We start from the raw sequence: 23,253 nt of genomic DNA on the forward strand, positions 1-23,253 counted from the left end.
GAAACGCAAAACCTGTTCTTGCTCCGCTTCCTCCTTTGGTTATCGGAGGCTGGTCATTGTTCATTGTTTCTTTTCCTATAGCCCACCGCCGTGTGGTACGCCGCTCTGTCGAAGAAGTACACCAGCCTTTCCCCCAGTTCGAACATGCGGTATATATCGACGGCTTTCTCCCAGACGCCAAAGGAATACGTAAACATCCACACGTGTTTCTTGAGAATGCTCAGGGAGCTGATGGCCTCCTCGAGGGGCACCTTGCCCTCCTTTCGTTCGCGGCCGAGGGCAATGTAAAAAGAGGTGGACTCGCCCTCGCCCTTTTCTTTTCTCAGCCAGGAACCGAATTGCCCCATGATGACCATCGCCCTCGAGTGCAGGTCCTTCCTGTCGAGGCGCCTGTAGGACGGCGTCGAAGGGTTGGTCGTGATGTCGTCAAGCCACAGGTTGACGATCTTATCCGAGTTTTCCTGAACGGCGTTGGCAAGCTCGTCGGACAGGAGAATGACGGGATAGTCTATCCTGTTCTTCACCGTGCTCTCCACGAAGGTCTCGAAGGAATCGTGAATGCTCCAGAGATCTTTCTTCAGCTCCACGAACTTTGCCAGCGCCTTTTCCTGTGAATCGAAGGCAAGCTTCGGGAGGTTCATGGCCGGGAAGTATCTCGCCTCCGACGCGTCGTCGCCCGCCGCCTCGGAGCCCCCCGTCTTCTCGACCTCAAAGGTTACAATGAGAAGCTCGCCGTAAAGGGGATTAACGTGGGAGCCCACGTCGAGGAGCTGCACTATCCTTCCCTCCACCCCCGCCTCCTCTTTCAATTCGCGAAGGGCGGCGCTCTCTATGCTCTCCCCCGTTTCGGCAAAACCGATGGGGCAGCACCACATGTCCTTGAAGGGTTCCTTCGCCCGGCGGACAAGGAGTATCTCCCGGTTGTGGTTTGCAAGGACCACCGATGCCACGGGCACGGGGTTCTCGTAATAGACGGTGTCGCAGCCACTACATACCTGTCTGTGCTTGCCGTCAAGAAAGTCCGTGCCGAGAACCGTTCCACAATGGGTGCAATAGACCTTTCTTTTCATTTTCTTGCCAGAAATATCCTGTCGTTCTTGTTGAAGCTGAGCTCACCCTTTCGGTGGAGCTCGGAGATCATCTTATCGCGGACGACGTCCGGGTCAACGTCCTTCTCGATGAATTCTCTCTTGAAATCTATATACATGGCAAGGGAATCTTCGTCCCCGCCGCGAAAAACAAGGGCATTGGGGTAATCGATGTGGCTCACCCCGCTGAAATGCTGCCCGAGGAGCGCCTCGCCGTTTTCCGCGGAAAATCGCTCGATCACCTTCCTCAGGTTCCTGAAGTCGAAGTAGTGCTGTCCTTCCTCCAGCATGGAGGCGCTGTGGGTGAGGCAGAGAAAGAGGCCGCCGGGCTTGAGGAGCCGGGCTATCTCCCCGATCGCGCCGGGGAAGAAATAGAGGGAATAGAGCGACACGATGAGATCAAAATGGTCTGTCGGCAACCCTGTTGGCGCGGGCAGCGTCATCACCCGGAAGACGGCCTGCCGGGCGCGGGTGCGGGCGGTTGTCAGGAAAGGGGCTTCGTTCTCGCCCAGGCAATCGATCCCGACGATAAGGTCGAGACCCCCGGGCATGACCTCCTCAAACCAACCGTATCCGCAGCCGAGATCGAGAGCCCCCTTCACCTTCGGCCAGGGGATCGCGTCGCGCACCACGCTCCTGATGTCCTTCTTGTTCCCGGAATGCTCCCGTATTACGGCGCCGACCCGCGCGTGAAGCCTGTGGTCCCTGTAGCTCCCTATCACTTCCGTCCTTTGTTCGCTCCCGTCTGCCGTTGCCATTGAGAACCCCTTATCGGGAAAGGCGGTCGTCGAGGGCCCCCTTCCCTTCCCTGAGCAGTTCCGGGACATCGTCTGCCAGCCGGACAACCGTCGAAGGTTCGCTTACCAGGATCCCTCCGTCCACAACAAGAGAGATGGCGTTGCCGAAGGTCTTCTCGATGATCCGGGGGTCGGTGATGACCTCTTCGCCGGCGATCCGCGCACTCGTGTTAATGACAGGCCTGCCGCACAGGCCCGCAATGCCCACCGGCACCGGGTGGGCCGGTATCCTGACCCCCACCTCTTTCCTGTCCGTCATGAGAAGCTTGGGGATGATCTTCCTGGCCTTGAGGACAAAGGTGAAGGGGCCTGGCAGGTACCATTTGACGATATCAAAGGAAAAGTCCGTCAAGACAGCGTAGGTGCTTATGTCCTTCATGTCCCTGCAAATGATACTGAGCGCCCTCTTGCCGTCAAGGTGTTTCATCGCGTACAGCTTTCGTATGGATTTGATATTGAAAAGGTCACAGCCGATGCCGTAATGGGTGTCCGTGGGATAAGCGATGATGCCGCCCTCCTGCATCGTCTGCACCAGGATGTCGGTGATTCTTTTCTTCGGTCGTTCGGGGTTCCATTCAACTATCATATCTTCCTCGCCACCAGCTGCGCCGTCGCCCGGACCTTGCCCTTGTGACTTCGCAGCCCCTCATCGTAATGGATGGGCTCGAACCCGGGGAAAAGGGCCAAGAGTTCGCCTTCGTCGAGAAGGAAGGCGGGGTTCCTGGGGTGGTTCGCTGCGTCGCCTGGCTTGAGGAAGGTCTCATACATAAGTATACCACCCTTGTCGAGGATGGCCGCGATGTCCCGGGTGATCTCCCGAAGCAAGAAGTAAAACACGAGTGCCCCGTGAAAAGACCCGCTCCTGAACGGCAACCGTGCGGCGTCCCCCCGCACCATCTCTATCGAAAACCCTCGGGCGGCCGCGGCTTCCCCGGCAAGTTTGAGCCCCTCCCGGGAACGCTCCAACCCCGTTACGGGAATGCCAATCGACGCAAGGTACAGGGCGTCCCTTCCGCTGCCCATGGCAATATCGGCCACGCGACGGCCCTCAAAGAGGTGCGCGTATCGCACGAGAAGGTCGTGGGGGTCATCGGCTCCGTCGTAGAAGCCTTTTCGATACCTCTCGTCCCAGTCTGGTGCTCCATGGCCGTTTCTTTCTTTCCTCATCCCCGAAATCCCTCCGCGATAGTATTATAGTCCACCAACGGCCCCTAAGGGATAGCTTTTTTTTATTCCCGGTGATATATAAGACCCATGGCCATCAAAATAGTCTTTCTCGATTGCGACGGCACACTCACAACCGTCAAGAGCAGCTGGGAATACCTTCATCGGCGCCTTAAGTTGTGGACGGACAATGCGGACGAATACCAGGCGCTCTTCAGGCAGGGTGCAATCGATTACCACGAGTTCTGCAGGAGGGACGCCCTCCTGTGGAGGGGCCTTCCCGTTGCGAACGTGGAATCCGTCATTCACGAGATACCCTATCAGCGCGGTGCGGCGGAGCTTGTCGGGCGCCTCAGGGATTCCGGCATTATCACGGTCGTGGTCTCCACGGGGCTTTCCATCCTGGTCGAGAAGGTTAGAAGGGAGCTTTCCATCGATTTTTCCTTCTCCAACGACCTTCTTTCCCGGGACGGCTGTCTGTCGGGGGAAATACGCGTAAATGTCGACTACGACCTTAAGGGCCCCATTGTTCGCCGGACGCTCCAACGCTGCGGCCTGTCCTATGAGGAGGCTTCCGCGGTAGGCGACGGTGAAGGCGACAGGGGCATGTTCGAAGAGGTCTGCCTGCCCATCGCTTTCAACACCAACGGGGACTCCTTGAATTTCCCCGGGCGCACCGTATATATTGAAGATCTTTGTGCAGCAAAATCCTTCCTGGGGGTTGCCTGATGAAAAGGTTTGTCGGACGGTCCGCCGCGCTTCTGTGTCTCTCCCTTCTGTTGCTTATCCCCTCGTGCGCGCCAAAGAAGGTGCAGATCCTGGACATGCCCGAGGGTGCCCGCGGCGACGTGGTGCAGGTCGCCCTCGCCCAGCAGGGCAAGAAGTACCGCAGCGGCAACAAGGGGCCTGATTATTTCGACTGCAGCGGCCTCGTTTATTTCAGCTACAGGCAGGCAGGCATTTCCGTCCCGCTCACCGCTGAGGCCCAGGGACGCTACGGCGCCGAGATATCGCGCGGCGATGTCCAGCCGGGGGATCTCGTTCTTTTCAAGATCAAGCGCGATGACCACATCGGCATCATGATCAACAACGCTGACTTTGTCCACGCCTCCAAATCGAGGGGCATTGCCATTGATTCGCTGGAGTCCGCCTACTGGCGCAGGTACCTGGTGGGGTTCAGAAAGTTGCTGTAGGCGCGCCGGGGCATTCCTGAGGATGCGGAATTGTGGACACCCGGCGGCGCCCGCCGACTAAAAATTGTTGACTTGGGCAGAAATGTCCTGTAGACTTGAAACAAGCTACCCGGCACATTACCATTGACAAGATTCTCAGTCACACTAGAGTTGATTCTATGCCCTTGAGGTACTAGTAGTTTTCCACATATGTTGAAAAGTTGTTGAAAAAATCCATACCATGTCCGATATCCTTTCACAAATAAAGCCTAAGATTGCCTCGATTGTCAGTGAGGACAGCTTCAAGACCTGGATAGAGCCCCTGAGCTTCATCGATCTTCAGAACCAGAATTGTCGCATAGGTGTACCCAATGCCTTCTTCCGTGACTGGGTGTCGGAAAACTTCGAGCCCATCATCATCAGCCTTCTTAAGGACGTCACCAAGGGGGATATCAGGATAGAATACGTGCTCAATCGTGATGAAAAAATCGAGGAGAAGAAGAAGGTTATTATCAGGAGATCGGCGAATTACAGCCAGTTCAATCCGAAGTACACCTTTGAAAACTTCGTTGTCGGCACGAGCAACCAGTTTGCCAACGCCGCATGCCTTGCGGTATCGACCAACCCCGGAAAGACCTATAATCCCCTTTTCATATATGGGGGTGTTGGCCTCGGCAAGACACACCTGCTCAATGCGGTCGGCAATTTTCTTGTCAGGCATGGAACCATAAACCCTGAGCGCATATGTTATATCACGGCGGAAACCTTTACCAACGAACTCATCAATTCCATACGATATGAAAAAATGGAGGACTTTCGCAACAGATTCCGCAAAATGGATATCATTCTCATTGATGATATACAGTTCATCGCCGGCAAGGAAAGGACACAGGCGGAGTTCTTCCATACGTTCAATACCCTTTATGACAATATGAAACAGATAGTCGTCACAAGCGACAAATTTCCGAGAGACATAGAGAATTTTGAGGAACGCCTGAAGTCCCGCTTCGAGTGGGGGCTGGTCGCAGACATACAGTTGCCTGACATAGAAACGAAGGTTGCTATCCTTAACAAAAAGGCCGAAGCCGAAAAGATAGATCTTCCTCTCGATGTTGCGTTTTTCATAGCCAACAACTCGGAGGACTCCATTCGTTCCCTGGAAGGCACTTTAATCCGCGTTGGAGCGTATGCTTCACTCAACAACACATCTATCACAACGGATCTGGTAAAACGGATCATGAGCCACATTATTAAGGAAAAAAATAAGGAAATCACCATTGATATGATCGTTAAGGAGGTGTGTTCCCATTTTTCCGTCACCACGGGCGATATAAGGTCAGGTAAGAGAATAAGGTCCATCATGATGCCCCGCCAGGTGGCGATGTACCTGTCGAGGAAGATGACAGATTCTTCACTTGTCAGCATCGGGCAGAAATTCGGTGGAAAGGACCACGCCACGGTGCTCCATTCCATAAAAAAGATAGATGGTGAACTAAATGTTAAAAAGGAGTTGAAAAATGCTGTTGAAAAGATCATCCACAAACTAAAGTCAACATGATTCAACAGTTGCCGTGGTTTTTTAAACAATGTCTGTATCCGATTAATTCTGTAAAGTCCGTTGGTTGCAAATTTTTCAACATTTCAACACCACTTATCTGTTATGAGGAGTTAATATATGAAGATAGTACTAGATAAGAACACAATCCTGCAGCCAATATCCAAGATCGTGTCAATAACGGAAAAAAGGTCCCTTATGCCCATTCTTTCCAACATTCTCATCGATTTTGGTAAGGAAAGAACCACCGTGTATTCCACGGACCTTGAGGTGAGCGCAATCACGTATATAGATTTTACGACCGATGTGGAGAGAAAAGTCGTTGTCCATGGGAGAAAATTTCTCGAAATACTCAAGGAACTGGACAATGCGGAAATAGAGTTCATTTTTGAAGACAATGTTATGACCATCCGGCAGAAGATGACGGAGATCTCGCTGAGTCTTCAGGACCCGGAGGAATTTCCCGAAACAAAGGAGATAACGGGTAAAGAAGAATTTACAATTCCGGGCAGCATCCTCCTCGAAATGATAGACAAGGTGGAATTTGCTGTTTCTGTTGACGAAACGCGTTACATACTGACAGGCATGTATATGAGGGGTCAGGATGGCAAGGTGGCCGTGGTGGGGACGGACGGCTTTCGCATGGCCCTTTATCAGAAAGAGATCGATGGTCTTAATTCCTTCCAGGGCATGACCATTCCAAAAAGGTCGGTTGCGGAAGTGGAAAGAGCAATAGGAGAGAACGAAGAGGTCAGGATAGTCATTGATGAGAAACATGTGCAGTTCAGCACGGAAAAGATAAAGATCATATCGCGCATAATAGAGGGAAATTTTCCCGACTATGAAAATGTCCTCCCTTCGGGCAATACAAATATAGCTGAGGTTGAACGGGAATCCCTCTTCCGCGGGCTCAAGAAGGTTTCATCTATTATCGGGAGATCGGAGCCGGTGAAGATAACCTTTGCAGACAACACAATGACGATAGAAGCCGAATCAGACATCGGCAGGGCAAAAGAGATCATCGGGATGAAATATGAAGGCGAAGAAACGACAATGAATTTTAACGTAAAGTTCCTTATAGATGTGGTGACCCATCTTGCAAGTGATGAGGTAACGATAGCAGCGCCAAAAGCCTACGGAGCCGTCCTGTTCAGGTCAAAGGACATGGAGGGTTACAAAAATATAGTAATGCCGATAAGGATATGACAAATGGGTGAATACGGAGCAGAAAGTATAAAAATCCTCGGCGGCCTCGACGCTGTCAGAAAAGTGCCGTCGATGTACATCGGAAATACCAACGTTGAGGGTTTGCACCACCTCATTTATGAACTCGTGGACAACAGCGTGGACGAGGCGCTGGAGGGATACTGCAACAGGATAGCAATAACGATCCACCGCGATAACAGCGTCACCGTTGAGGATAACGGCAGGGGCATACCCGTTGCCATGCATGCGGAGGAGAACATGTCGGCCCTCGAGGTCGTCCTCACGAAGCTGCATGCGGGGGGTAAGTTCGACAAGGATACATACCGTTACTCAGCAGGCCTGCACGGAGTGGGACTCTCCGTTGTCAACGCCCTGTCCGAATACCTCGAAATAGAGGTGAAAAGAGCCGGGCAGGTCTATTTTCAGCGTTACGAAAAGGGCAACAGGATGAACGATCTTTCCGTCATCGGCGACACGGAAAGCACGGGCACAAAAGTCAAGTTCAAAGCAGATGGCACAATATTTGAGACAACGGAATACAGCTACGATACCCTGGCCCACAGGATGAGGGAAATATCTTTTCTTAACAACGGCATCCATATCATCCTTAACGACGAGAGACGGGGAAGAAAACAGGATTTCAAGCATGAGGGCGGGATTCGGTCTTTTGTAAAATACCTTAACGCAAGCAAGACCGTCCTTTTTGATGAGCCGATGTATGTTACAAACTCGAAAGAGACCCTTGACCTCCTTGAGGTCGCGATCCAATATAACGATGGTTATAACGAGAACATATACAGCTTTGTCAACAACGTTAACACCAAGGAGGGCGGAACACACGTTACGGGCTTCCGCGGGGCCCTCACCAGGTGCGTCAACGGTTTCATACAGAACAACATGCAGGGTAAGATCAAGGAAAATCTCAGCGGTGATGACATTAAGGAAGGCCTCGTCGCGGTGATTAACATAAAGGTCCAGAACCCGCAGTTCGAGGGACAGACGAAAACAAAACTTGGCAACAGCGAGATAAAGGGTGTCGTCGAATCCCTGTTGAACGAGAAGATAAGCGAGTATCTTGAGCTGAACCCCCAGATCGCCAAGGCGATCATCGGCAAGGCGGTGGAGGCGCGGCGTGCCCGGGAAGCCGCAAAGAAGGCGAAAGACCTCGTGAAGAGCAAAAGCCTTATCGAGAACGGCGTGCTCCCGGGGAAACTGGCTGATTGCCAGGAAAGCGATCCCGCACAGTGTGAACTTTTCATCGTCGAGGGCGATTCCGCGGGCGGCTCGGCCAAGCAGGGGCGGAACAGGAAAACCCAGGCCATCCTGCCCCTGAGAGGCAAGATTCTGAACGTTGAAAAATCCAGGCAGGAAAAAGTGTTGACGAATCAGGAGATACGCAACATGTATCTTGCCCTGGGCATAGGCCCCGAGAGCAGGGGCCGGTTGCGCTACCACAAGGTCATCATCATGACCGATGCGGACGTGGACGGCTCCCACATCCGGACGCTCCTTCTCACCTTTTTCTATCGCCAGATGGCGGATCTTATCTCCGAGGGGCACCTTTTCATTGCCCAGCCACCGCTTTACAAGATAAAGGCTGGCGGCAAGGAGACCTATGCAAAGGACGAAGACGAGTTTGAACGCACCATAACCCAACGGGGCGTGGAGAAGACCCGTTGCGCCGTGAATGGTTCGACACAGGAGGGTCCCGAGCTCGCCGAGAGGGTGGAAAAGATAAAGATCGTGGAGAGCTACGTGCGCAACTCCTATCAGGACGGAATTGACCGCGACGTGTCCATCGGACTGATGCGTTTCGACATAGCAAAGAGGGAAGATTTTCAGGACGAGGCAAAACTGGAGCAACTCGTTTCCCATCTGACACCGGCGGGATACCGCTGCAAGATGATCAGGGATCGGGAGCACAACCTCTTCCTTGTCGAGGTTGAACCCCGCAACGGAAAGGGAAAAACGATCCGCGTAGAATACGAAATGTGCACCGTCGGCGACTACGTCGAAGCTCACAGGGCTTATGCCGCAGTGAGAAGCTTCTACGAGGAAGGGGTGCGTGTCACGGAAGGGAACAAGCCGCCGCTCATCATGAACCCCGATGAGTTCCTTAAATACGTCTTGGACAAGGGAAAAGAAGCGATCAATATTCAGAGATACAAAGGCCTTGGCGAGATGAACGCCGAGCAGCTCTGGGAAACAACGATGAATCCCGAAAGAAGAAAGCTCGTGAAGGTAACAATGGAAGACACCGTTGCCGCCGACAACGCCTTCACGGTCCTCATGGGCAACAATATTGAGATGCGGAGAGCTTTTATCGAGGAGAACGCCCTGAGCGTCAGAAACCTCGACATATGATAACCATCGGCATAACCGGGATCATCGGCAGCGGAAAGACGACGGCCTCCACGGCCCTGAAGAACAAGGGCATTCCGGTAATAGACCTTGATTTTCTGGCCAGGAGAACACTCACTCTCACAGAGGTTCACGAGCAGATAGAGCGACAGCTGGGAAGCGGGTTTATCGTGGGCGGCGAGGTTATCGTGGAAAGGCTGCGGGACACCGTCTTCACGGACAAAGAAAGGCTGCGCAAGCTCGAACAGATAATTCACCCCCGGGTAAGGGCGCAGCTCTGGCAGATAGTGGGGGAGCTCGCCGAGGCAGGGACGAGGGCGGTCGTTGTCGACGGACCCCTGCTTTTTGAAACGGGCCTTCACAGGGAACTCGACAAGACCGTTGTTGTCACCGCTGACATGGACGTCATTCGCGAAAGACTAAAGATACGGGGTATGGCCCCCGACGATATAGAAAAACGGATATCTCACCAGATACCGCTTCAGGAGAAAGAAAATGCAGCTGACTATGTGTTGTTCAATAACGGAACGAGAGAGGACCTCGACAAGAATATCGAGGATCTTCTGGAAAGGATTAACGAATGGGAGGTAAGAACTCGATGCACCTCAACGACCTAAAAAGCAAGAAAATCGGAGAATTAACGCAGATAGCGCGGGATCTCAACATCGAGAACGCCTCGGGACTGAGAAAACAGGAGCTCATATTCGCCATCCTGCAGGCATATGTAGATAAGAACGAAAACGTATATGGAGAGGGGGTTCTCGAGATACTGTCCGAAGGCTTCGGCTTCTTGAGGTCCACGGACTCGAACTACCTTCCCGGCCCCGACGACATATACGTTTCACCCTCGCAGATAAAGAAGTTCGGCCTCAGGACCGGGGACACGACGTCGGGCCAGATACGGCCGCCGAAGGACAACGAGAAGTATTTTGCCCTTCTCAAGGTGGAGTCCATAAATTTCGACGACCCCAGCGTCGTGCGGGACAAGATCATCTTTGACAACCTCACGCCCATATACCCAAACGAGAGGGCGCAGCTCGAGACACTCCACGACAGCCTCTCAACAAGGGTGATGGACCTCTTCACGCCCATAGGGAAGGGACAGCGCGGGCTCATCGTCGCGCCGCCGAGGACAGGGAAGACCATGCTCCTTCAGGCCATAGCCAACAGCCTGACGAAGAACCACAAAGAGATCTATCTCATCGTTCTTCTCATCGACGAGCGGCCGGAGGAAGTTACGGACATGATGCGCTCCGTCAAGGGCGAGGTCATAAGCTCCACCTTTGATGAACCCGCAACGAGGCACGTCCAGGTTGCCGAGATTGTCATCGAGAAGGCGAAGAGACTCGTGGAGCACAAGAAAGATGTCGTCATCCTTCTCGACAGCATCACCCGTCTCGCCCGGGCCTACAACACGGTGGTTCCCTCGAGCGGCAAGATACTCTCCGGCGGCATTGACGCGTCGGCCATGCAGAAACCGAGACGCTTCTTCGGGGCCGCCAAGAACATCGAAGAGGGGGGAAGCCTGACCATCATCGCCACCGCCCTCATCGACACGGGCTCACGAATGGACGAGGTCATCTTCGAAGAGTTCAAGGGAACGGGCAACTGCGAGATCTACCTCGACAGGAAACTGGCGGAGAAGAGGATATTCCCCGCCATAGACATCAACAAATCGGGCACCAGAAAAGAAGAGCTGCTCCTCGGGCCGAGCGACCTGCAGCGCATCTGGCTTTTGAGAAAGGTGCTCCAGCCAATGAACACGGTGGAGGCCATGGAGTTTCTCCTTGAAAAATTGGCCGATACGGATTCTAATAAAGACTTTCTCTATTCGATGAGCAAAGGAGGATAAGAACATGAAAAAGGGCATCCACCCGGAATTGAAAACAGCGACGGTGAAGTGCGCCTGCGGCCACACCTTCGAGACCATTTCCGTCAGGGACAAGATCAGCGTCGAAATATGCGCCAAGTGCCACCCCATCTTCACGGGCAAGGAAAAGCGCCTTGATTCCGCCGGCCAGGTCGAGAAGTTCGAAAGGAAGTACGGAAAGAAACAGAAGTAATGTTCGGCAAACTCGCTGAGCTTGAAAAACGCTTCGAGGAGATCGAAGCGGACATGGTAAGGCCCGAAATCCTTTCCAACATGGAGGAGTACAGGAAGCTTGCGAAGGAGCGGACCGATCTCAAGGAGATCGTCGACGCCTATCGCCAGTGGAAGGCGGCATGCGTCGAGCACGAGAAGACATCGGAACTCCTAAGGCATGAGCCGGACGAAGAGATGAAGGATCTTGCGCGGGAAGAGCTTACCGAACTCGCGAAGGAGATGGAAAGGATCGAAGGGGTCCTTACGGATAGCCTCCTGAGAAAGACGGAGAAACAGGCCAAAAGCATGTTTCTCGAGATACGGGCCGGCACCGGAGGAGAGGAGGCGGCGCTCTTCGCGCGGGACCTTTTCGCCTCCTACATGAAATTCGCCGAGCGCATGAAGTGGAAGGCGGAGATCATGAGTTCAAGCCCCTCCGACCTGGGCGGGTTGAAGGAAGTTATCGTTGTCATCGAGGGAAAGGACGCCTTCAATGCCCTGCGCTACGAGAGCGGCGTCCATCGCGTCCAGAGGGTGCCCGAGACGGAAGCCCAGGGAAGGATCCACACCTCGACGATCACCGTTGCCGTCCTCCCCGAGCCGGAAGAACTTGAAATAAACATCAATCCCGACGAGATACGCGTCGATCTTTTCCGCTCCAGCGGACCCGGCGGGCAGCACGTGAACACCACGGATTCGGCGGTGAGGCTTACCCACATACCGACGGGGACGGTGGTCACGTGTCAGGACGAAAAGTCGCAGCATAAGAACAAGGCAAAGGCCATGCGTGTCCTTCGGGCCAGGATCAAGGAAAAGCTGGAAGGGGAAAAGGAACAGGAGATCTCCGACGAGCGGCGAAAGCAGGTGGGCACGGGCGAGCGCAGCGAGCGCATCAGGACCTATAATTTCCCCCAGGGACGCGTCACCGACCACAGGATCGGCCTCACCCTGTACAAACTTCAGGATATTCTGAACGGGAACATCGAAGAGATAACGGGTCCCGTAACCGCACATTTCCGCTCGGAAACGCTCAGAAAAGGGTAAACGACATTGAGGATCAGCCAGATCATCACCGGGGAGAAGGGTCTATCCAGAACGGATGTCGTTGCGGCGATCTGCCTTGCCTGCAACCTCACGAAGGAGCAGGTCTTCTGCCACATGGACCGCGAGATGAACGAAGAAAGCCTTCGTTCTGTGCGAAGGGTCCTCGATGAGCGCAGCGCGGGCAGGCCCCTGGCATACATAACGGGGGTGCGGGAGTTCTTTTCCGAGACCTTTTCCGTCAATGAGGCCGTGCTGATACCCAGGCCCGAAACGGAGGTTCTCGTGGAAGAAGCGCTTGCTATCATCGGCAACAGAAAAGGTCTCTCCATCCTCGACATGGGCACGGGTTCCGGCGCGATCGGGATCATCATTGCCAAACACACCGGCAACAGGGTTGTGTGTGTCGACATATCCGAGGCGGCCCTGGCGGTGGCGCGCATAAACGCCTTGTCCATGGGGGTGGCGCGCGGGACGCGATTTGTCTGTAGCGATCTTTTCGGTGCCCTGCACGGAGGGACGCGGTTCGACATGATCCTGTCGAATCCCCCCTATGTGGCCGACGACGAGTGGGATGGTCTCATGGCGGACGTAAGGGACTTTGAGCCTCGATGCGCTCTTTGCGGCGGGAAAGGCGGGCTGGAGGTATACCGGCGCATCGCCGCCGAAGTGCCCGGGCGCCTCGCGCCGGGAGGCCACGTCCTTCTCGAGATTGGTTCCGCGCGGCAAGCGGCCGCTGTCGGGGGCATGCTCGAAGGGGCAGGGTTGCGCCTCAGCGTAAGAAAAGACTATTCAGGCAGGGAAAGGGTGCTGGCAGGACATGGATAAGTTCATTATAGAAGGCGGAGAGAGGCTCAAGGGGAAGGTTCGGATAAGCGGTTCGAAAAACGCCGTTCTGCCCGTTCTCGCGGCCACGGTGCTTCAGAAGGGCGCCTACAGGATAGGAAACGTGCCCCGTCTCATGGACGTCGCCACGATGATGAAGCTTCTCGACCTCCTCGGCGCCAGGTGTGTCTGGCAAGACGAGCACACCATAGATATAGACAGCTCCGGGGTGGAGAACCATGTGGCGCCCTACGAGCTCGTCAAGAAGATGAGGGCGTCCGTCCTCGTTCTGGGGGCGCTCATCGGCGGCCTCAGGAAAGCGACCGTGTCCTATCCCGGGGGATGTGCCATAGGGGAGAGACCCATCGATCTCCACCTGAAAGGCTTGTCCGCACTGGGGTGCGATGTGGCGATACGGGAAGGGTATGTCGACGTCACGGCAAAAAAGCTTAAGGGAGCCCGCATCGTCTTCGACACGGTGACCGTCGGCGGGACGGAGAACCTCCTCATGGCCGCCGTATTCGCCAAAGGGGAGACGCTCATAGAGAATGCCGCCCGCGAACCCGAAGTGGTCGACCTTGCGAGGATGCTCAAGAAGATGGGAGCCCGCATCGACGGCGAGGGAACACCCGTTATACGGATACGGGGCGTAGGCGAACTTACCCCCTGCGACTGGGATGTCATAGAGGACAGGATCGAGGCAGGAACGTTCCTTGCCGCCTGCGGTATGACGCGGGGAAACATCGTTCTCGAGAACTGCACGCCCGAACACATAAAGGCCGTGATCGACAAGCTCACGGAAACGGGCATGGAGATATCTTCCGACGGAAGGACGATCAAGGCGTCCATGTCGAAAAAGCGGCCGTTGGCCGTGGACATCACGACCGTGCCTTATCCGGGTTTTCCGACGGACATGCAGGCCCAGCTCATGGCGGCCATGACGACCTCCAGGGGGGTGAGCGCCATAACGGAGACCATATTCGAGAACAGGATGATGCACGCCGCCGAGCTTCGACGGATGGGGGCCGACATCAGGGTGGTCGGCAACACGGCCATTATCCACGGCGTCGAATCCATATCGGGCGCGAAGGTGATGGCCACGGATTTGAGGGCAAGCGCATCGCTCATTATCGCGGGCCTTGCCGCCTACGGCAAGACCGAGGTTTCCCGCATATACCACATTGACCGGGGCTACGAGCGCATAGAGGAGAAGCTGAAGAACCTCGGCGCCAGGATCGAAAGGGTGAAAGATGAAAATATGGGAGCTTGATGACGAGTACGACAGCCTCATATCCTTTGTCAAGACCGGCAGGGAAGGTAAGAAGCGTGATGTTCGTGAGGCGGTTTCTAAGATAAAGGAGGCGGTTCTTGCGCGCGGCGACAGGGCGCTCATAGATTTTTCCATGGCATGGGACCGCTGGGGCGGAGAACACCCGCTGAAGCTGACCGGCGAAGAGCTGGACGAGGCGGCCTCGCGGGTACCCCGGAAAGATCTCACCATCCTCAAGGGGATGATCAGGAACGTCGCCTCCTACCATAAAGGACAGAAGATGCCGAAGCGGGTCTTCAAAAAGAAGGGCCTCCTCGTCGAGGAAGGCCCCGTGCCCGTCGAAAGCGTCATGGTCTATGTTCCCGGAGGGACGGCATCCTACCCTTCGTCGCTGATCATGGGGGCGCTGCCAGCACAAATAGCGGGCGTGAAAAAGATATATGTGGCCACCCCGGGGCCGGGAGGCGCCGTTAACGACCATGTTGCCGCGGCGGCAAAGCTCCTCGGTATCAGAGATATCTACCGCATCGGAGGGGCTCAGGCCGTGTACGCCTTTGCTTACGGGACAGGTTCGGTGCCGAAGGTGGACATGATAGTCGGACCGGGGAATGCCTATGTGGAGGAGGCCAAGAGGGATGTCTATGGATCTGTCGGCATTGATATGCTTGCCGGGCCGACGGAGCTCGTCATACTTTGCACCGAGGCCCACTCGCCGAAAACAGTGGCCCTCGACATGTTCTCTCAGGCCGAGCACGACGAACTGGCGTCTGTGGGGCTCTTCTCCTCTTCCCGGGAGCACCTCGGTGAGGTCGGGCAATGCATCGAAGGCCTTATCGATGCGGCCACGCGCAGGGAAACCATCGGAAGGGCGCTTGAGGCGAACGGGTACATGGTGCATTTTACTGACCTTGCCCTCGCCGTCGAGGCGATAAACCGGATAGCTCCGGAACACATGGAGCTCATAGGTGATGAGGGCTGCGTTTCTTCCCTCCTTTATCCAGGCATTATCTATGTCGGCCCCCACACCCCCGTTGCCATGGGCGACTATTATATCGGTACGAACCACGTCCTTCCCACGGCCGGGGCAGGACGGTTTACCGGAGGGCTTTCCGTCGACCGGTTTACAAAGCGGAAGGTTGTTGTTAAAATAGACCGGACCTTCATCGAAACATATGGCGACCGCGCTGAACAGCTCGCGAGGATAGAGGGTCTGCCGGCGCATGCCGATGCAATAAAGGCACGAAAGGAGCTCCCATGAAACTGAAGATCGGCCTGCCCAAGGGCAGCCTCCAGGAATCGACATTCAAACTTTTCAAGAACGCCGGGTATACCATCAAGCTCCGGGAACGCTCCTATGTTCCCATCATGGACGACAGCGAAATGGAAGGGCTCGTCATTCGGGCGCAGGAAATGGCCCGATACGTGGAGAATGGCATCCTCGACATGGGAATAACCGGTGCCGACTGGGTCATGGAGCAGGACGCAAAGGTAGTCGAGCTTGTTCGCCTTCGCTACGGCAAGGTCGGTTTCCGGGGCGTTAAATGGGTGGTGGCTGTGCCGAACAATTCGCCCATCAAGAAAGTGAAGGACCTTCAGGGAAAAAAAATAGCCACGGAGCTCGTGGGGTTCACGAAGAGGTACCTCAGGAAACAGGGCATCGAAGCCTCGGTCGAGTTCTCCTGGGGCGCCACGGAGGTCAAGCCCCCGCTTCTCGCCGACGCCATCGTCGAGGTGACCGAGACGGGGGCCTCTCTTGTTGCCAACAACCTCAGGATAGTGGAAACCATTCTCGAATCGGAAACCGTTCTCATCGCGAACAGGAGCGCCTGGAAAGACCCCTGGAAAAAGAGGAAGATGGAGAATCTCGTCATCCTTTTGAAGGGAGCGCTTCTTGCCGAAGAGAAGGTGGGGCTCAAGATGAACATCCCCAGGAATAAGCTTGGCAGGGTCACGGAGATACTTCCTTCCCTGCACACGCCGACGGTGTCGAACCTTTCCGACGACAAATGGGTGGCCATCGAGGTTATCATCGACGAAAAGGTCGTCAGGGACATCATCCCCGATCTGAAACGGGCCGGGGCACAGGGGATCGTGGAATATCCTCTGAACAAGGTTATCGTGTAAGGGGGGGGACATGGCGAGAAAGGCTGAAGTGGAAAGGACCACCAAAGAGACGACGATCTCCATATCCTGGGATCTCGACGGGGCGGGCGAATATGAGATCGCCACGGGAATACCCTTCTTCGACCACATGCTCGATCTATTTGCGAAGCACGGCCTCTTCGACCTCGCCGTGACGGCAAAGGGAGACACCGATGTGGACAACCACCACACGGTCGAGGACGTGGGGATTGCCATGGGCAAGGCCCTCAGGGAGGCGCTCGGCGGCATGGAAGGGATAAAACGCTACGGCAACGCCCTGGTCCCCATGGACGAGGCGCTCTGCATGACGGCCGTCGATGTCTCGGGACGCCCCGCCTTTGTCCTTAAGGGACGCCTCCAGGGAAGAACGGGAGGGTTCGACGTAGACGTGGTGAAGGAGTTCCTCCAGGCCTTCGTGAACGAGGCAAAGGTGACCCTCCATGTCAACCTTCTCTATGGAAGCAACCTCCACCACAAAGTGGAGGCAGTCTTCAAATCCTTCGCGCGGGCGCTCAGAGCCGCCGTTGAGAGGGATGATCGCATAAAAGGCGTGCTCAGCACGAAAGGCGTGCTCTAAGTGATTGTCGTTGTCGATTACGGAATGGGCAACCTGAAGAGCGTCCTCAATGCCTTTTCGAAGCTTGGCGCCGAGGTCGCCGTCTCCGGCGACCCCCGGTCCGTTGAAGACGCCTCCACCATTGTGTTGCCCGGCGTGGGAGCCTTCGGCAGATGCATGGAGAACCTCGAAAAAAAGGGTCTCGCCTCCGTCATCAAGGAACACATCCGCAAGGGCAAGAGATATCTCGGCATATGCCTCGGTATGCAGATACTTTTCGAATCAAGCGAGGAGACGCCGGGAGTCGGGGGCCTTGGCATCATCAAGGGCACCGTGCCCCGCTTCACCGGCACCGTGAAGATCCCCCACATGGGCTGGAACAGCATCGCCACCCTGAAGAAGGGCCCAATGCTCAAGGGCATACGCTCCGGCGACTTCTTCTATTTTGTTCATTCCTATTACTGCGCCCCCGACGACAGGTCTGTCATTGCCACGACCACCGACTATGACGGCCCCTTTTCGTCTTCCGTGGAACAAGGAAACCTCTTCGCGTGCCAGTTTCATCCCGAGAAGAGCCAGGGGGTAGGCCTGAGACTGCTCAAGAATTTTCTGGATCTCGCAAACAGCTAAGAGAGCCGTTGGACAAAAAAAGGGCTCCCTTTTCGGGAGCCCTTTCGTGGTTAATTTCAATTACTAGTTTTTCTTGAGGAAATCAACGGCGAACTTGACGGCTTCGTCGCCAGGAAGACCCTTGGATTTCAAGAGCTTCGCGTGTTCGTCGAGAAGCGGGCGAACGGCCTTTGCCCATTTGGCATCTTCCTCTTTGCTGAGCGTGACGACCTTATTGCCCCTCTTTTTAGAGAAGTCATAACCTTCTTTGTCGATCTCGTCCCAGACCTTACCTTGTTTCACGATCCACTCTTTGCTCACTTCTTCCATAACCTTCTTAACGTCAGGCGGCAGGGAGTTCCATTTGGCCTTGTTCATGACGACGAACATGCCGGTTGTGTAAGCGGAACCGAAGTTCTGGGTTATGCTCTTTATAACTTCGCCCCATTTCCAGCCATGAGCGGCTTCAACAGGTGCCATGGCGGCATCGGCAACGCCCGTGCGAAGAGCGTCATAGGTTTCAGGCATGGTTGTTCCGACGGGTGCGCCGCCCAATGCCTGGACAACTTTGGCGGCAAGGCCGGTTGCGCGGATCTTCATGCCTTTGATGTCTGCCAGCTTGCTAACGGGTTTCTTGCTGAGGAGGATGCCGGGGCCGTGAGCATGGAGGAAAAGCACCTTCACATCAGAAAGTTCCTTTGGATTAAACTTCGCATAGTATGCATTGATCAAATTTGTAGCCTGGACACCACTCTTGTAGCCGAGAGGAAGGTCTACGGTCTCCAGCATGGGAAATTTGCCCCTTGTATAAGCGAAGCAGCTCTCGCCGATGTCGGCTATACCCTTGACGACATTGTCGTAGGTCTGTGCGGCGGGTGTCAACGCAGCGCCGGGGAAGTAAGTGATTTTGACCTTACCGGCGGCCCTTTTCTCGACCTCTTTACACCAGGCCTGTGCAAGAATGCTGTTCTTGTGCGTGGCAGGGAAGAAGTTTGAGAAATTCAACGAAACCGCCTTCTGTGCGGATGCCATGTGGGGCACGGCGAAAAGACAGGTGGCGACAAAGAACACCAAAAGCAACAACTTTACCCCGAAAAACCGTTTCATAAACCCCTCCTGAAGTATTATTTTATCTCTTTATATAAAAGGGTGCGGGGTTTGTCAACACAATTGCAAAAGAAACCACGCTCGCCGAACACAGCGTTCGGTGACGTGAACAAAGGTTGTCACGGAAAACCCTGCAATATTATGCGATATAGACATACGTTTATTATGGTAAAAAATGGACTTGACTTTTTTACAAATATCCGCAATAATTTTGCGACAAAACGCTTTTTAGGTTATTATTACTTTCCTCATGAGGTGTCATATATGGCCAAACACAAAATACTATGTCCCATCTCCGGAACCGCTTGCATCGAATGCGGCATCTACCGCGGCCGGCACTACAATTTGTGCTATTCAGAGAACTACCGGGGAACGTCATTCGACCCCGAGCGCATCAGAGAGCTCAAGGCGGCCGAAGCGAAGACCAACAACGACAGGACTTTCGGAATGCCTGAAAAAATAGAGGTCGGCTCGCAGTGTATAAACAATTTCGAGGAATATGTGATTGAGAAGGAATTTGCCGCCTTGAAAAGCCACTGAACCGGACGATCGGATCGACTGTTAAAGAAAAAGAATCAATAGAAAGGAGAGAGGATTATGATCAACGATTTTCATTACCTGAAGCCTGCAAGCCTGAAAGAAGCGCTTGCCATGTACGCGGAACACGATGACTGTAAAGTCATCTGCGGCGGCCAGTCCCTGTTGATTGTCTTGAGGCAAGGCATGCTTGCCCCCGAATACCTTCTGGACATCAAACACGTGAAAGACTTGAACTATATCAAGTTCGACGACAAGGATGGCCTCAGATTAGGCGCAACGACCACCCATCGAGAAATCGAGAAATCAGATGTTATCGGGAAGAAATACCCCGTTCTCGTTGCGATGGAGCAGAAGCTCGCCTCCATCCAGACCCGCAATTGGGGAACCATAGGCGGAAATCTCGCCCACGCCGACCCCGCTGGCGACCCCGGCCCCGTTCTCATCGCGCTCAACGCCGAGATCAAGTTCGGCAACTCCAGCGGCGACAAGACTGTGCCCCTCGACGAGTTCTTTGTTGATTACTTCGAAACGAAGATGGAGCACGGCGACCTTGTTCTCGAGGTGCACGTCCCGGCTCCGGCGCCGAAGTTCGGCTGCGCCTATCAGAAGTTCAACCTCCTTGACAGCGACATGGGTATCGTTGCCGCCGCCGCGTCGGTGACGCTCAACGCCGACGGCACCTGCAAGGAAGCCCGCATCGTTCTCGGCAATGCCGGGCCTACTCCGCTTCGGGTGACGAAGGCCGAAGACCTCCTAAAAGGCAAGAAGCTCGACGAGAAGTTGTTTGCCGAGGCCGGCCAGATCGCCTCAGAGGAATCACAGCCCGTTGCCGACATTCACGCGTCTGAAGAGCATAGAAGGCATGTTCTGGGCGTTCTCACCAAGAGGATGCTGAAAAAGGCCTTTGAACAAGCCCAGAAGGCCGCCTAAGGAGGAGAAATATGAAAAAACAGGTACTGACTTTTAAAGTTAATGGTGATGAATACGAAATCCTTATACATCCAAAAACATTGCTTGCGGAAGCGATCAGAGATCACATCGGCCTCACCGGCACCAAGAGGGGTTGCGACACCGTTTCCTGTGGTGCATGCACGGTTCTTGTGAACGGCATGTCCGTAAAGTCTTGCTCCGTCCTTGCCATCCAGTGTGAAGGCATGGAGGTTTCAACCGTTGAAGGTTTGGAAAAGCATGGCAAGTTGAGCCCGATTCAGAGGGCTTTTCTTGATAACGGTTCCTACCAGTGTGGGTTCTGCACGCCGGGGATGCTGATGTCTTCAACGGCGTTTCTGGATGATCTGGCGGGCAAGAAACCCACCGAGGAAGAGATACGGGAAAGCATCGAAGGCAATATCTGCCGGTGCACGGGATATAATAGCATTGTAAGGGCCATTGACGCCGTTGCCCAGGGCAAATATAAGGAGGAGTGATATGAGTCACAAGAAATTTTCAGTCATCAATACACCGGTTCATAATATAGATGGCATTGCGAAGGTCACGGGCCGGGCAACGTACACATTTGACGTCACACTCCCCGGCATGCTTTACGGAAAGATCCTCCGCAGCCCCCATCCCCACGCGAAGATTGTCAATATCGATACGTCCAGGGCCATGGAGCTCCCCGGTGTGCATGCGGTTGTGACCGGCAAGGACACCCTCGGCATCAAGCAGGGTATCTGGAGACGCTATGAAGAGCTTTGCGACGAGCAGATCCTCCCGCTGGAGAAGGTCCGCTACATCGGTGAGCCTGTTGCGGCAGTCGCCGCGGTGACGGAAGAGATCGCGGAAGCCGCACTCGATCTGATCGACGTGGAATATGAAGTGCTCCCCGCCGTCTACGAACCCCTGGAAGCCATAAAGAAAGACGCCCCCACGATCCACGAGGGCGTAGAAAGAAATGTCAATGTCACCCGCCATATCGAATGGGGCGATGCCGATGAGGGATTTGAGGAGGCCGACTACATCAGAGAAGACTGGTTCAAGTGTTCCGGCCAGCACCACATGTGCATGGAAACCCGCGCCGCCGTGTCGAGCTTTACGCCCGAGGGAAAATTGACGGTATGGACCTCCACGCAATCGGCCTACTATCATCAGGGGCTTCTGGCAGGCGTCTTCGGCCTTCGCGAGGGCGATGTCCGCATCTTGGCGCCGTACGTCGGCGGCGGTTTCGGCGGCAAGTTCGAGATCGACTCAGCGCAGTTCTGCAGCGGTGTCCTCTCGATGAAACTCCACAAGCCCGTTAAGATCGTCCTTACCCGCGAAGAGGACTTCATCGCCTCGAAGAGACGGACCCCCATGTTCTATTATGTCCGCACTGGCATGAAAAAAGACGGCACCTTCTGCGCCCGCGAATCCCGCATGTTCTCCAACGGAGGTGCATACACCGGCATGGGCGCAACAGCCCTCTACCTGTCGGGTTTCTTCCACTCGTTCCCCTACAAATGGAAAAGCTACCGCTATGATGGTTACCGGGTTTACACGAACACCATGCCGTCGACATCGATGCGTGGTTTCGGTGCGCCCCAGGCCATGTTCTGCTCCGAGCAGCAGATCGACTGGATGTGTGCCGACCTCGGCCTCGACCCCTTTGAAGTAAGAAGAAAGAACGGCCATACGGAGGGCTACGAAGTCCCGGGCCAGGCATTCATCGCAAGCTGCGGTCTCGAACAGTGCATCAACGAGATCGAGAAGTGGGTCAAGGCAAAAGGCAAACTGCCCGCCAACAGGGGCATCGGTATATCCTCCTGCGGTTTCATGTCAGGCGGTATCTTCAACTGGTTCGACTCACCCTATTCATTCTCCTCCGCCGTTGTAACCATCAACGTTGACGGAACGGTCGAGCTTCATGTCGGTTGCCAGGACATCGGTCAGGGCTCCAACACCACGATGGCGATTATCGCGGCAGAGACCCTGGGAGTCAAGATAGAGGATATAAAGGTCCACTCCGGCGACACCGATCACTGCCCCGCAGACCTGGGTGCTTGGGGCTCGAGGCAGACCCTCATGGCAGGCAACGCGGTAAAGATGGCATGCGAAGACGCAAAGAAACAGCTCCTCGAGTTTGCCTACGCCGAGATGGGCATTAACATCGTCTATGACCTGGACATCAAGGACAGGTGGGTACACATCGTCGCGCGCCCGGAAAGGGGCCTGCCCTACGGTGATCTCGTTAAAAAGGCGCTTCGCGGAAAAGACGGCCAGCGCATCATGGGCCGCGGCTACTACACGCCGCACAGAAAAGGCATGATATCCCCCGCATACAGCTACATGATGCAGGCGGTAGACGCCGAGATCGACCCCGAGACCGGCAAGATCAAGATCCACGAAGTTATGACCGCCCACGACTGCGGCCAGCCCATCAATCCGCTGGGGCTTATCGGCCAGCTCGAAGGTGCCGCCTCCATGGCACTCGGCTACGCGTACCTGGAAGACATGCCCTTCGAAGATGGCAAGATGATGAACCCGAACCTCGTTGACTACAAGGTTATTAAGGCGCCCGAGATGCCGAAGACCGACATCATCGAGATCGACACCTATGAACCCGAAGGACCGTACGGGGCAAAAGAGGCAGGCGAAGGCCTCACGAACCCGACAGCGGCCGCGCTCGGCAACGCGGTATTCAATGCAATGGGAATCCAGATGAAAGAACTACCCCTAACTCCCGAAAGGATTCGCACGGCACTCAGGGAGAAGAAGGAACAGGAAGCCCAGAAATAGTTATATAAAGATAATTAAGGAGG

At 54.9% G+C, this 23,253-nt stretch carries 24 protein-coding genes; 19 read left to right on the top strand and 5 right to left on the bottom strand.

Annotation, left to right across the window (positions count from 1 at the left end; all coding sequences use genetic code 11):
- Positions 1–53: 53 nt before the first annotated feature.
- The 4 genes from PHC90_00125 to PHC90_00140 are packed head-to-tail and all read right to left on the bottom strand — an operon-like array spanning position 54 to position 3,052.
- The gene (locus tag PHC90_00125; GenBank protein MDD3844742.1) at positions 54–1,070 is read right to left on the bottom strand and encodes an NUDIX hydrolase; all 1,017 of its coding nucleotides are present in this window, start codon (positions 1,068–1,070) and stop codon (positions 54–56) included.
- Positions 1,067–1,846, bottom strand: a complete 780-nt coding sequence (locus PHC90_00130) for a methyltransferase domain-containing protein (protein MDD3844743.1) — start codon at positions 1,844–1,846, stop codon at positions 1,067–1,069. Before PHC90_00130 ends, PHC90_00125 begins: the two co-directional genes overlap by 4 nt.
- 10 nt (positions 1,847–1,856) lie before the next feature.
- A complete protein-coding gene (locus tag PHC90_00135) occupies positions 1,857–2,471 on the bottom strand; it encodes an L-threonylcarbamoyladenylate synthase (protein ID MDD3844744.1) in 615 nt (204 codons plus the stop codon).
- On the bottom strand, positions 2,468–3,052 hold the full coding sequence (locus tag PHC90_00140) for a methyltransferase domain-containing protein (protein MDD3844745.1): 585 nt from the start codon (positions 3,050–3,052) through the stop codon (positions 2,468–2,470). Before PHC90_00140 ends, PHC90_00135 begins: the two co-directional genes overlap by 4 nt.
- Positions 3,053–3,139: 87 nt before the next feature.
- On the opposite strand from PHC90_00140, the gene PHC90_00145 reads away from it, so the two are divergent.
- From PHC90_00145 to hisH, 15 genes are all read left to right on the top strand, one after another.
- The gene (locus PHC90_00145) at positions 3,140–3,778 is read left to right on the top strand and encodes an HAD-IB family phosphatase (protein MDD3844746.1); all 639 of its coding nucleotides are present in this window, start codon (positions 3,140–3,142) and stop codon (positions 3,776–3,778) included.
- Complete coding sequence (locus PHC90_00150; GenBank protein ID MDD3844747.1) at positions 3,778–4,242, top strand: C40 family peptidase; 465 nt, start codon at positions 3,778–3,780, stop codon at positions 4,240–4,242. The genes PHC90_00145 and PHC90_00150 overlap by 1 nt, the downstream gene beginning before the upstream one ends.
- A 220-nt stretch (positions 4,243–4,462) precedes the next feature.
- On the top strand, positions 4,463–5,779 hold the full coding sequence (gene dnaA / locus PHC90_00155; protein MDD3844748.1) for a chromosomal replication initiator protein DnaA: 1,317 nt from the start codon (positions 4,463–4,465) through the stop codon (positions 5,777–5,779).
- Positions 5,780–5,896: 117 nt separating this feature from the next.
- Positions 5,897–6,982, top strand: coding sequence for a DNA polymerase III subunit beta (dnaN, locus tag PHC90_00160; GenBank protein MDD3844749.1), 1,086 nt, complete (start codon positions 5,897–5,899; stop codon positions 6,980–6,982).
- A 3-nt stretch (positions 6,983–6,985) separates the two neighbouring features.
- A complete protein-coding gene (gene gyrB / locus PHC90_00165) occupies positions 6,986–9,346 on the top strand; it encodes a DNA topoisomerase (ATP-hydrolyzing) subunit B (GenBank protein MDD3844750.1) in 2,361 nt (786 codons plus the stop codon).
- A complete protein-coding gene (gene coaE, locus PHC90_00170) occupies positions 9,343–9,960 on the top strand; it encodes a dephospho-CoA kinase (protein ID MDD3844751.1) in 618 nt (205 codons plus the stop codon). Before gyrB ends, coaE begins: the two co-directional genes overlap by 4 nt.
- Positions 9,942–11,195 (top strand): transcription termination factor Rho, encoded by a 1,254-nt coding sequence (gene rho, locus PHC90_00175; protein MDD3844752.1) that lies wholly within the window; start codon positions 9,942–9,944, stop codon positions 11,193–11,195. The genes coaE and rho overlap by 19 nt, the downstream gene beginning before the upstream one ends.
- Before the next feature lie 4 nt (positions 11,196–11,199).
- A complete protein-coding gene (rpmE, locus tag PHC90_00180) occupies positions 11,200–11,406 on the top strand; it encodes a 50S ribosomal protein L31 (GenBank protein ID MDD3844753.1) in 207 nt (68 codons plus the stop codon).
- Positions 11,406–12,470, top strand: a complete 1,065-nt coding sequence (gene prfA, locus PHC90_00185) for a peptide chain release factor 1 (GenBank protein ID MDD3844754.1) — start codon at positions 11,406–11,408, stop codon at positions 12,468–12,470. Before rpmE ends, prfA begins: the two co-directional genes overlap by 1 nt.
- 6 nt (positions 12,471–12,476) lie before the next feature.
- Entirely contained in the window at positions 12,477–13,295 is an 819-nt protein-coding gene (gene prmC, locus PHC90_00190) for a peptide chain release factor N(5)-glutamine methyltransferase (GenBank protein MDD3844755.1), read from the top strand.
- Positions 13,288–14,562, top strand: coding sequence for a UDP-N-acetylglucosamine 1-carboxyvinyltransferase (gene murA / locus PHC90_00195; protein ID MDD3844756.1), 1,275 nt, complete (start codon positions 13,288–13,290; stop codon positions 14,560–14,562). Before prmC ends, murA begins: the two co-directional genes overlap by 8 nt.
- Positions 14,543–15,820, top strand: a complete 1,278-nt coding sequence (gene hisD, locus PHC90_00200; GenBank protein MDD3844757.1) for a histidinol dehydrogenase — start codon at positions 14,543–14,545, stop codon at positions 15,818–15,820. Before murA ends, hisD begins: the two co-directional genes overlap by 20 nt.
- Positions 15,817–16,686: an ATP phosphoribosyltransferase gene (hisG, locus tag PHC90_00205; protein MDD3844758.1), complete on the top strand. Its 870-nt coding sequence runs from the start codon at positions 15,817–15,819 to the stop codon at positions 16,684–16,686. Before hisD ends, hisG begins: the two co-directional genes overlap by 4 nt.
- A gap of 10 nt (positions 16,687–16,696) precedes the next feature.
- Entirely contained in the window at positions 16,697–17,281 is a 585-nt protein-coding gene (gene hisB / locus PHC90_00210; protein ID MDD3844759.1) for an imidazoleglycerol-phosphate dehydratase HisB, read from the top strand.
- Entirely contained in the window at positions 17,282–17,890 is a 609-nt protein-coding gene (hisH, locus tag PHC90_00215; protein MDD3844760.1) for an imidazole glycerol phosphate synthase subunit HisH, read from the top strand.
- 63 nt (positions 17,891–17,953) lie between these two features.
- Here hisH and PHC90_00220 read toward each other — a convergent pair whose 3' ends face one another.
- Positions 17,954–18,976 carry a TRAP transporter substrate-binding protein gene (locus tag PHC90_00220; protein ID MDD3844761.1) on the bottom strand — a complete coding sequence of 341 codons (1,023 nt, stop codon included), beginning with the start codon at positions 18,974–18,976 and terminating at the stop codon, positions 17,954–17,956.
- Positions 18,977–19,240: 264 nt separating this feature from the next.
- Here PHC90_00220 and PHC90_00225 point away from each other — a divergent pair, with 264 nt between their 5' ends.
- From PHC90_00225 to PHC90_00240, 4 genes are read left to right on the top strand one after another with little or no spacing between them, the layout of a single operon-like run.
- Positions 19,241–19,516, top strand: coding sequence for a hypothetical protein (locus PHC90_00225; protein MDD3844762.1), 276 nt, complete (start codon positions 19,241–19,243; stop codon positions 19,514–19,516).
- 57 nt (positions 19,517–19,573) lie between these two features.
- Positions 19,574–20,446 carry a xanthine dehydrogenase family protein subunit M gene (locus tag PHC90_00230; GenBank protein ID MDD3844763.1) on the top strand — a complete coding sequence of 291 codons (873 nt, stop codon included), beginning with the start codon at positions 19,574–19,576 and terminating at the stop codon, positions 20,444–20,446.
- Between the two features lie 11 nt (positions 20,447–20,457).
- Positions 20,458–20,943, top strand: a complete 486-nt coding sequence (locus PHC90_00235; GenBank protein ID MDD3844764.1) for a (2Fe-2S)-binding protein — start codon at positions 20,458–20,460, stop codon at positions 20,941–20,943.
- Position 20,944: 1 nt separating this feature from the next.
- Complete coding sequence (locus PHC90_00240; protein MDD3844765.1) at positions 20,945–23,230, top strand: molybdopterin-dependent oxidoreductase; 2,286 nt, start codon at positions 20,945–20,947, stop codon at positions 23,228–23,230.
- Positions 23,231–23,253 lie beyond the last annotated feature (23 nt).

This window comes from Syntrophorhabdaceae bacterium (assembly GCA_028698615.1).
In the GTDB taxonomy this organism is placed as follows: Bacteria; Desulfobacterota; Syntrophorhabdia; order Syntrophorhabdales; family Syntrophorhabdaceae; genus Delta-02.

What these genes read in the sequence shown, in the direction of transcription:
- rpmE (MDD3844753.1), top strand. Translation starts at nt 11,200, where the DNA reads ATGAAAAAGGGCATCCACCCGGAATTGAAAACAGCGACGGTGAAGTGC.
- PHC90_00220 (MDD3844761.1), bottom strand. Translation starts at nt 18,976, where the DNA reads ATGAAACGGTTTTTCGGGGTAAAGTTGTTGCTTTTGGTGTTCTTTGTC.
- gyrB (MDD3844750.1), top strand. Translation starts at nt 6,986, where the DNA reads ATGGGTGAATACGGAGCAGAAAGTATAAAAATCCTCGGCGGCCTCGAC.
- PHC90_00145 (MDD3844746.1), top strand. Translation starts at nt 3,140, where the DNA reads ATGGCCATCAAAATAGTCTTTCTCGATTGCGACGGCACACTCACAACC.
- PHC90_00235 (MDD3844764.1), top strand. Translation starts at nt 20,458, where the DNA reads ATGAAAAAACAGGTACTGACTTTTAAAGTTAATGGTGATGAATACGAA.
- hisG (MDD3844758.1), top strand. Translation starts at nt 15,817, where the DNA reads ATGAAACTGAAGATCGGCCTGCCCAAGGGCAGCCTCCAGGAATCGACA.
- PHC90_00140 (MDD3844745.1), bottom strand. Translation starts at nt 3,052, where the DNA reads ATGAGGAAAGAAAGAAACGGCCATGGAGCACCAGACTGGGACGAGAGG.
- rho (MDD3844752.1), top strand. Translation starts at nt 9,942, where the DNA reads ATGCACCTCAACGACCTAAAAAGCAAGAAAATCGGAGAATTAACGCAG.
- coaE (MDD3844751.1), top strand. Translation starts at nt 9,343, where the DNA reads ATGATAACCATCGGCATAACCGGGATCATCGGCAGCGGAAAGACGACG.
- murA (MDD3844756.1), top strand. Translation starts at nt 13,288, where the DNA reads ATGGATAAGTTCATTATAGAAGGCGGAGAGAGGCTCAAGGGGAAGGTT.
- PHC90_00135 (MDD3844744.1), bottom strand. Translation starts at nt 2,471, where the DNA reads ATGATAGTTGAATGGAACCCCGAACGACCGAAGAAAAGAATCACCGAC.
- prfA (MDD3844754.1), top strand. Translation starts at nt 11,406, where the DNA reads ATGTTCGGCAAACTCGCTGAGCTTGAAAAACGCTTCGAGGAGATCGAA.
- hisD (MDD3844757.1), top strand. Translation starts at nt 14,543, where the DNA reads ATGAAAATATGGGAGCTTGATGACGAGTACGACAGCCTCATATCCTTT.
- PHC90_00240 (MDD3844765.1), top strand. Translation starts at nt 20,945, where the DNA reads ATGAGTCACAAGAAATTTTCAGTCATCAATACACCGGTTCATAATATA.
- PHC90_00130 (MDD3844743.1), bottom strand. Translation starts at nt 1,846, where the DNA reads ATGGCAACGGCAGACGGGAGCGAACAAAGGACGGAAGTGATAGGGAGC.
- dnaN (MDD3844749.1), top strand. Translation starts at nt 5,897, where the DNA reads ATGAAGATAGTACTAGATAAGAACACAATCCTGCAGCCAATATCCAAG.
- PHC90_00225 (MDD3844762.1), top strand. Translation starts at nt 19,241, where the DNA reads ATGGCCAAACACAAAATACTATGTCCCATCTCCGGAACCGCTTGCATC.
- PHC90_00150 (MDD3844747.1), top strand. Translation starts at nt 3,778, where the DNA reads ATGAAAAGGTTTGTCGGACGGTCCGCCGCGCTTCTGTGTCTCTCCCTT.
- dnaA (MDD3844748.1), top strand. Translation starts at nt 4,463, where the DNA reads ATGTCCGATATCCTTTCACAAATAAAGCCTAAGATTGCCTCGATTGTC.
- PHC90_00125 (MDD3844742.1), bottom strand. Translation starts at nt 1,070, where the DNA reads ATGAAAAGAAAGGTCTATTGCACCCATTGTGGAACGGTTCTCGGCACG.
- PHC90_00230 (MDD3844763.1), top strand. Translation starts at nt 19,574, where the DNA reads ATGATCAACGATTTTCATTACCTGAAGCCTGCAAGCCTGAAAGAAGCG.
- hisB (MDD3844759.1), top strand. Translation starts at nt 16,697, where the DNA reads ATGGCGAGAAAGGCTGAAGTGGAAAGGACCACCAAAGAGACGACGATC.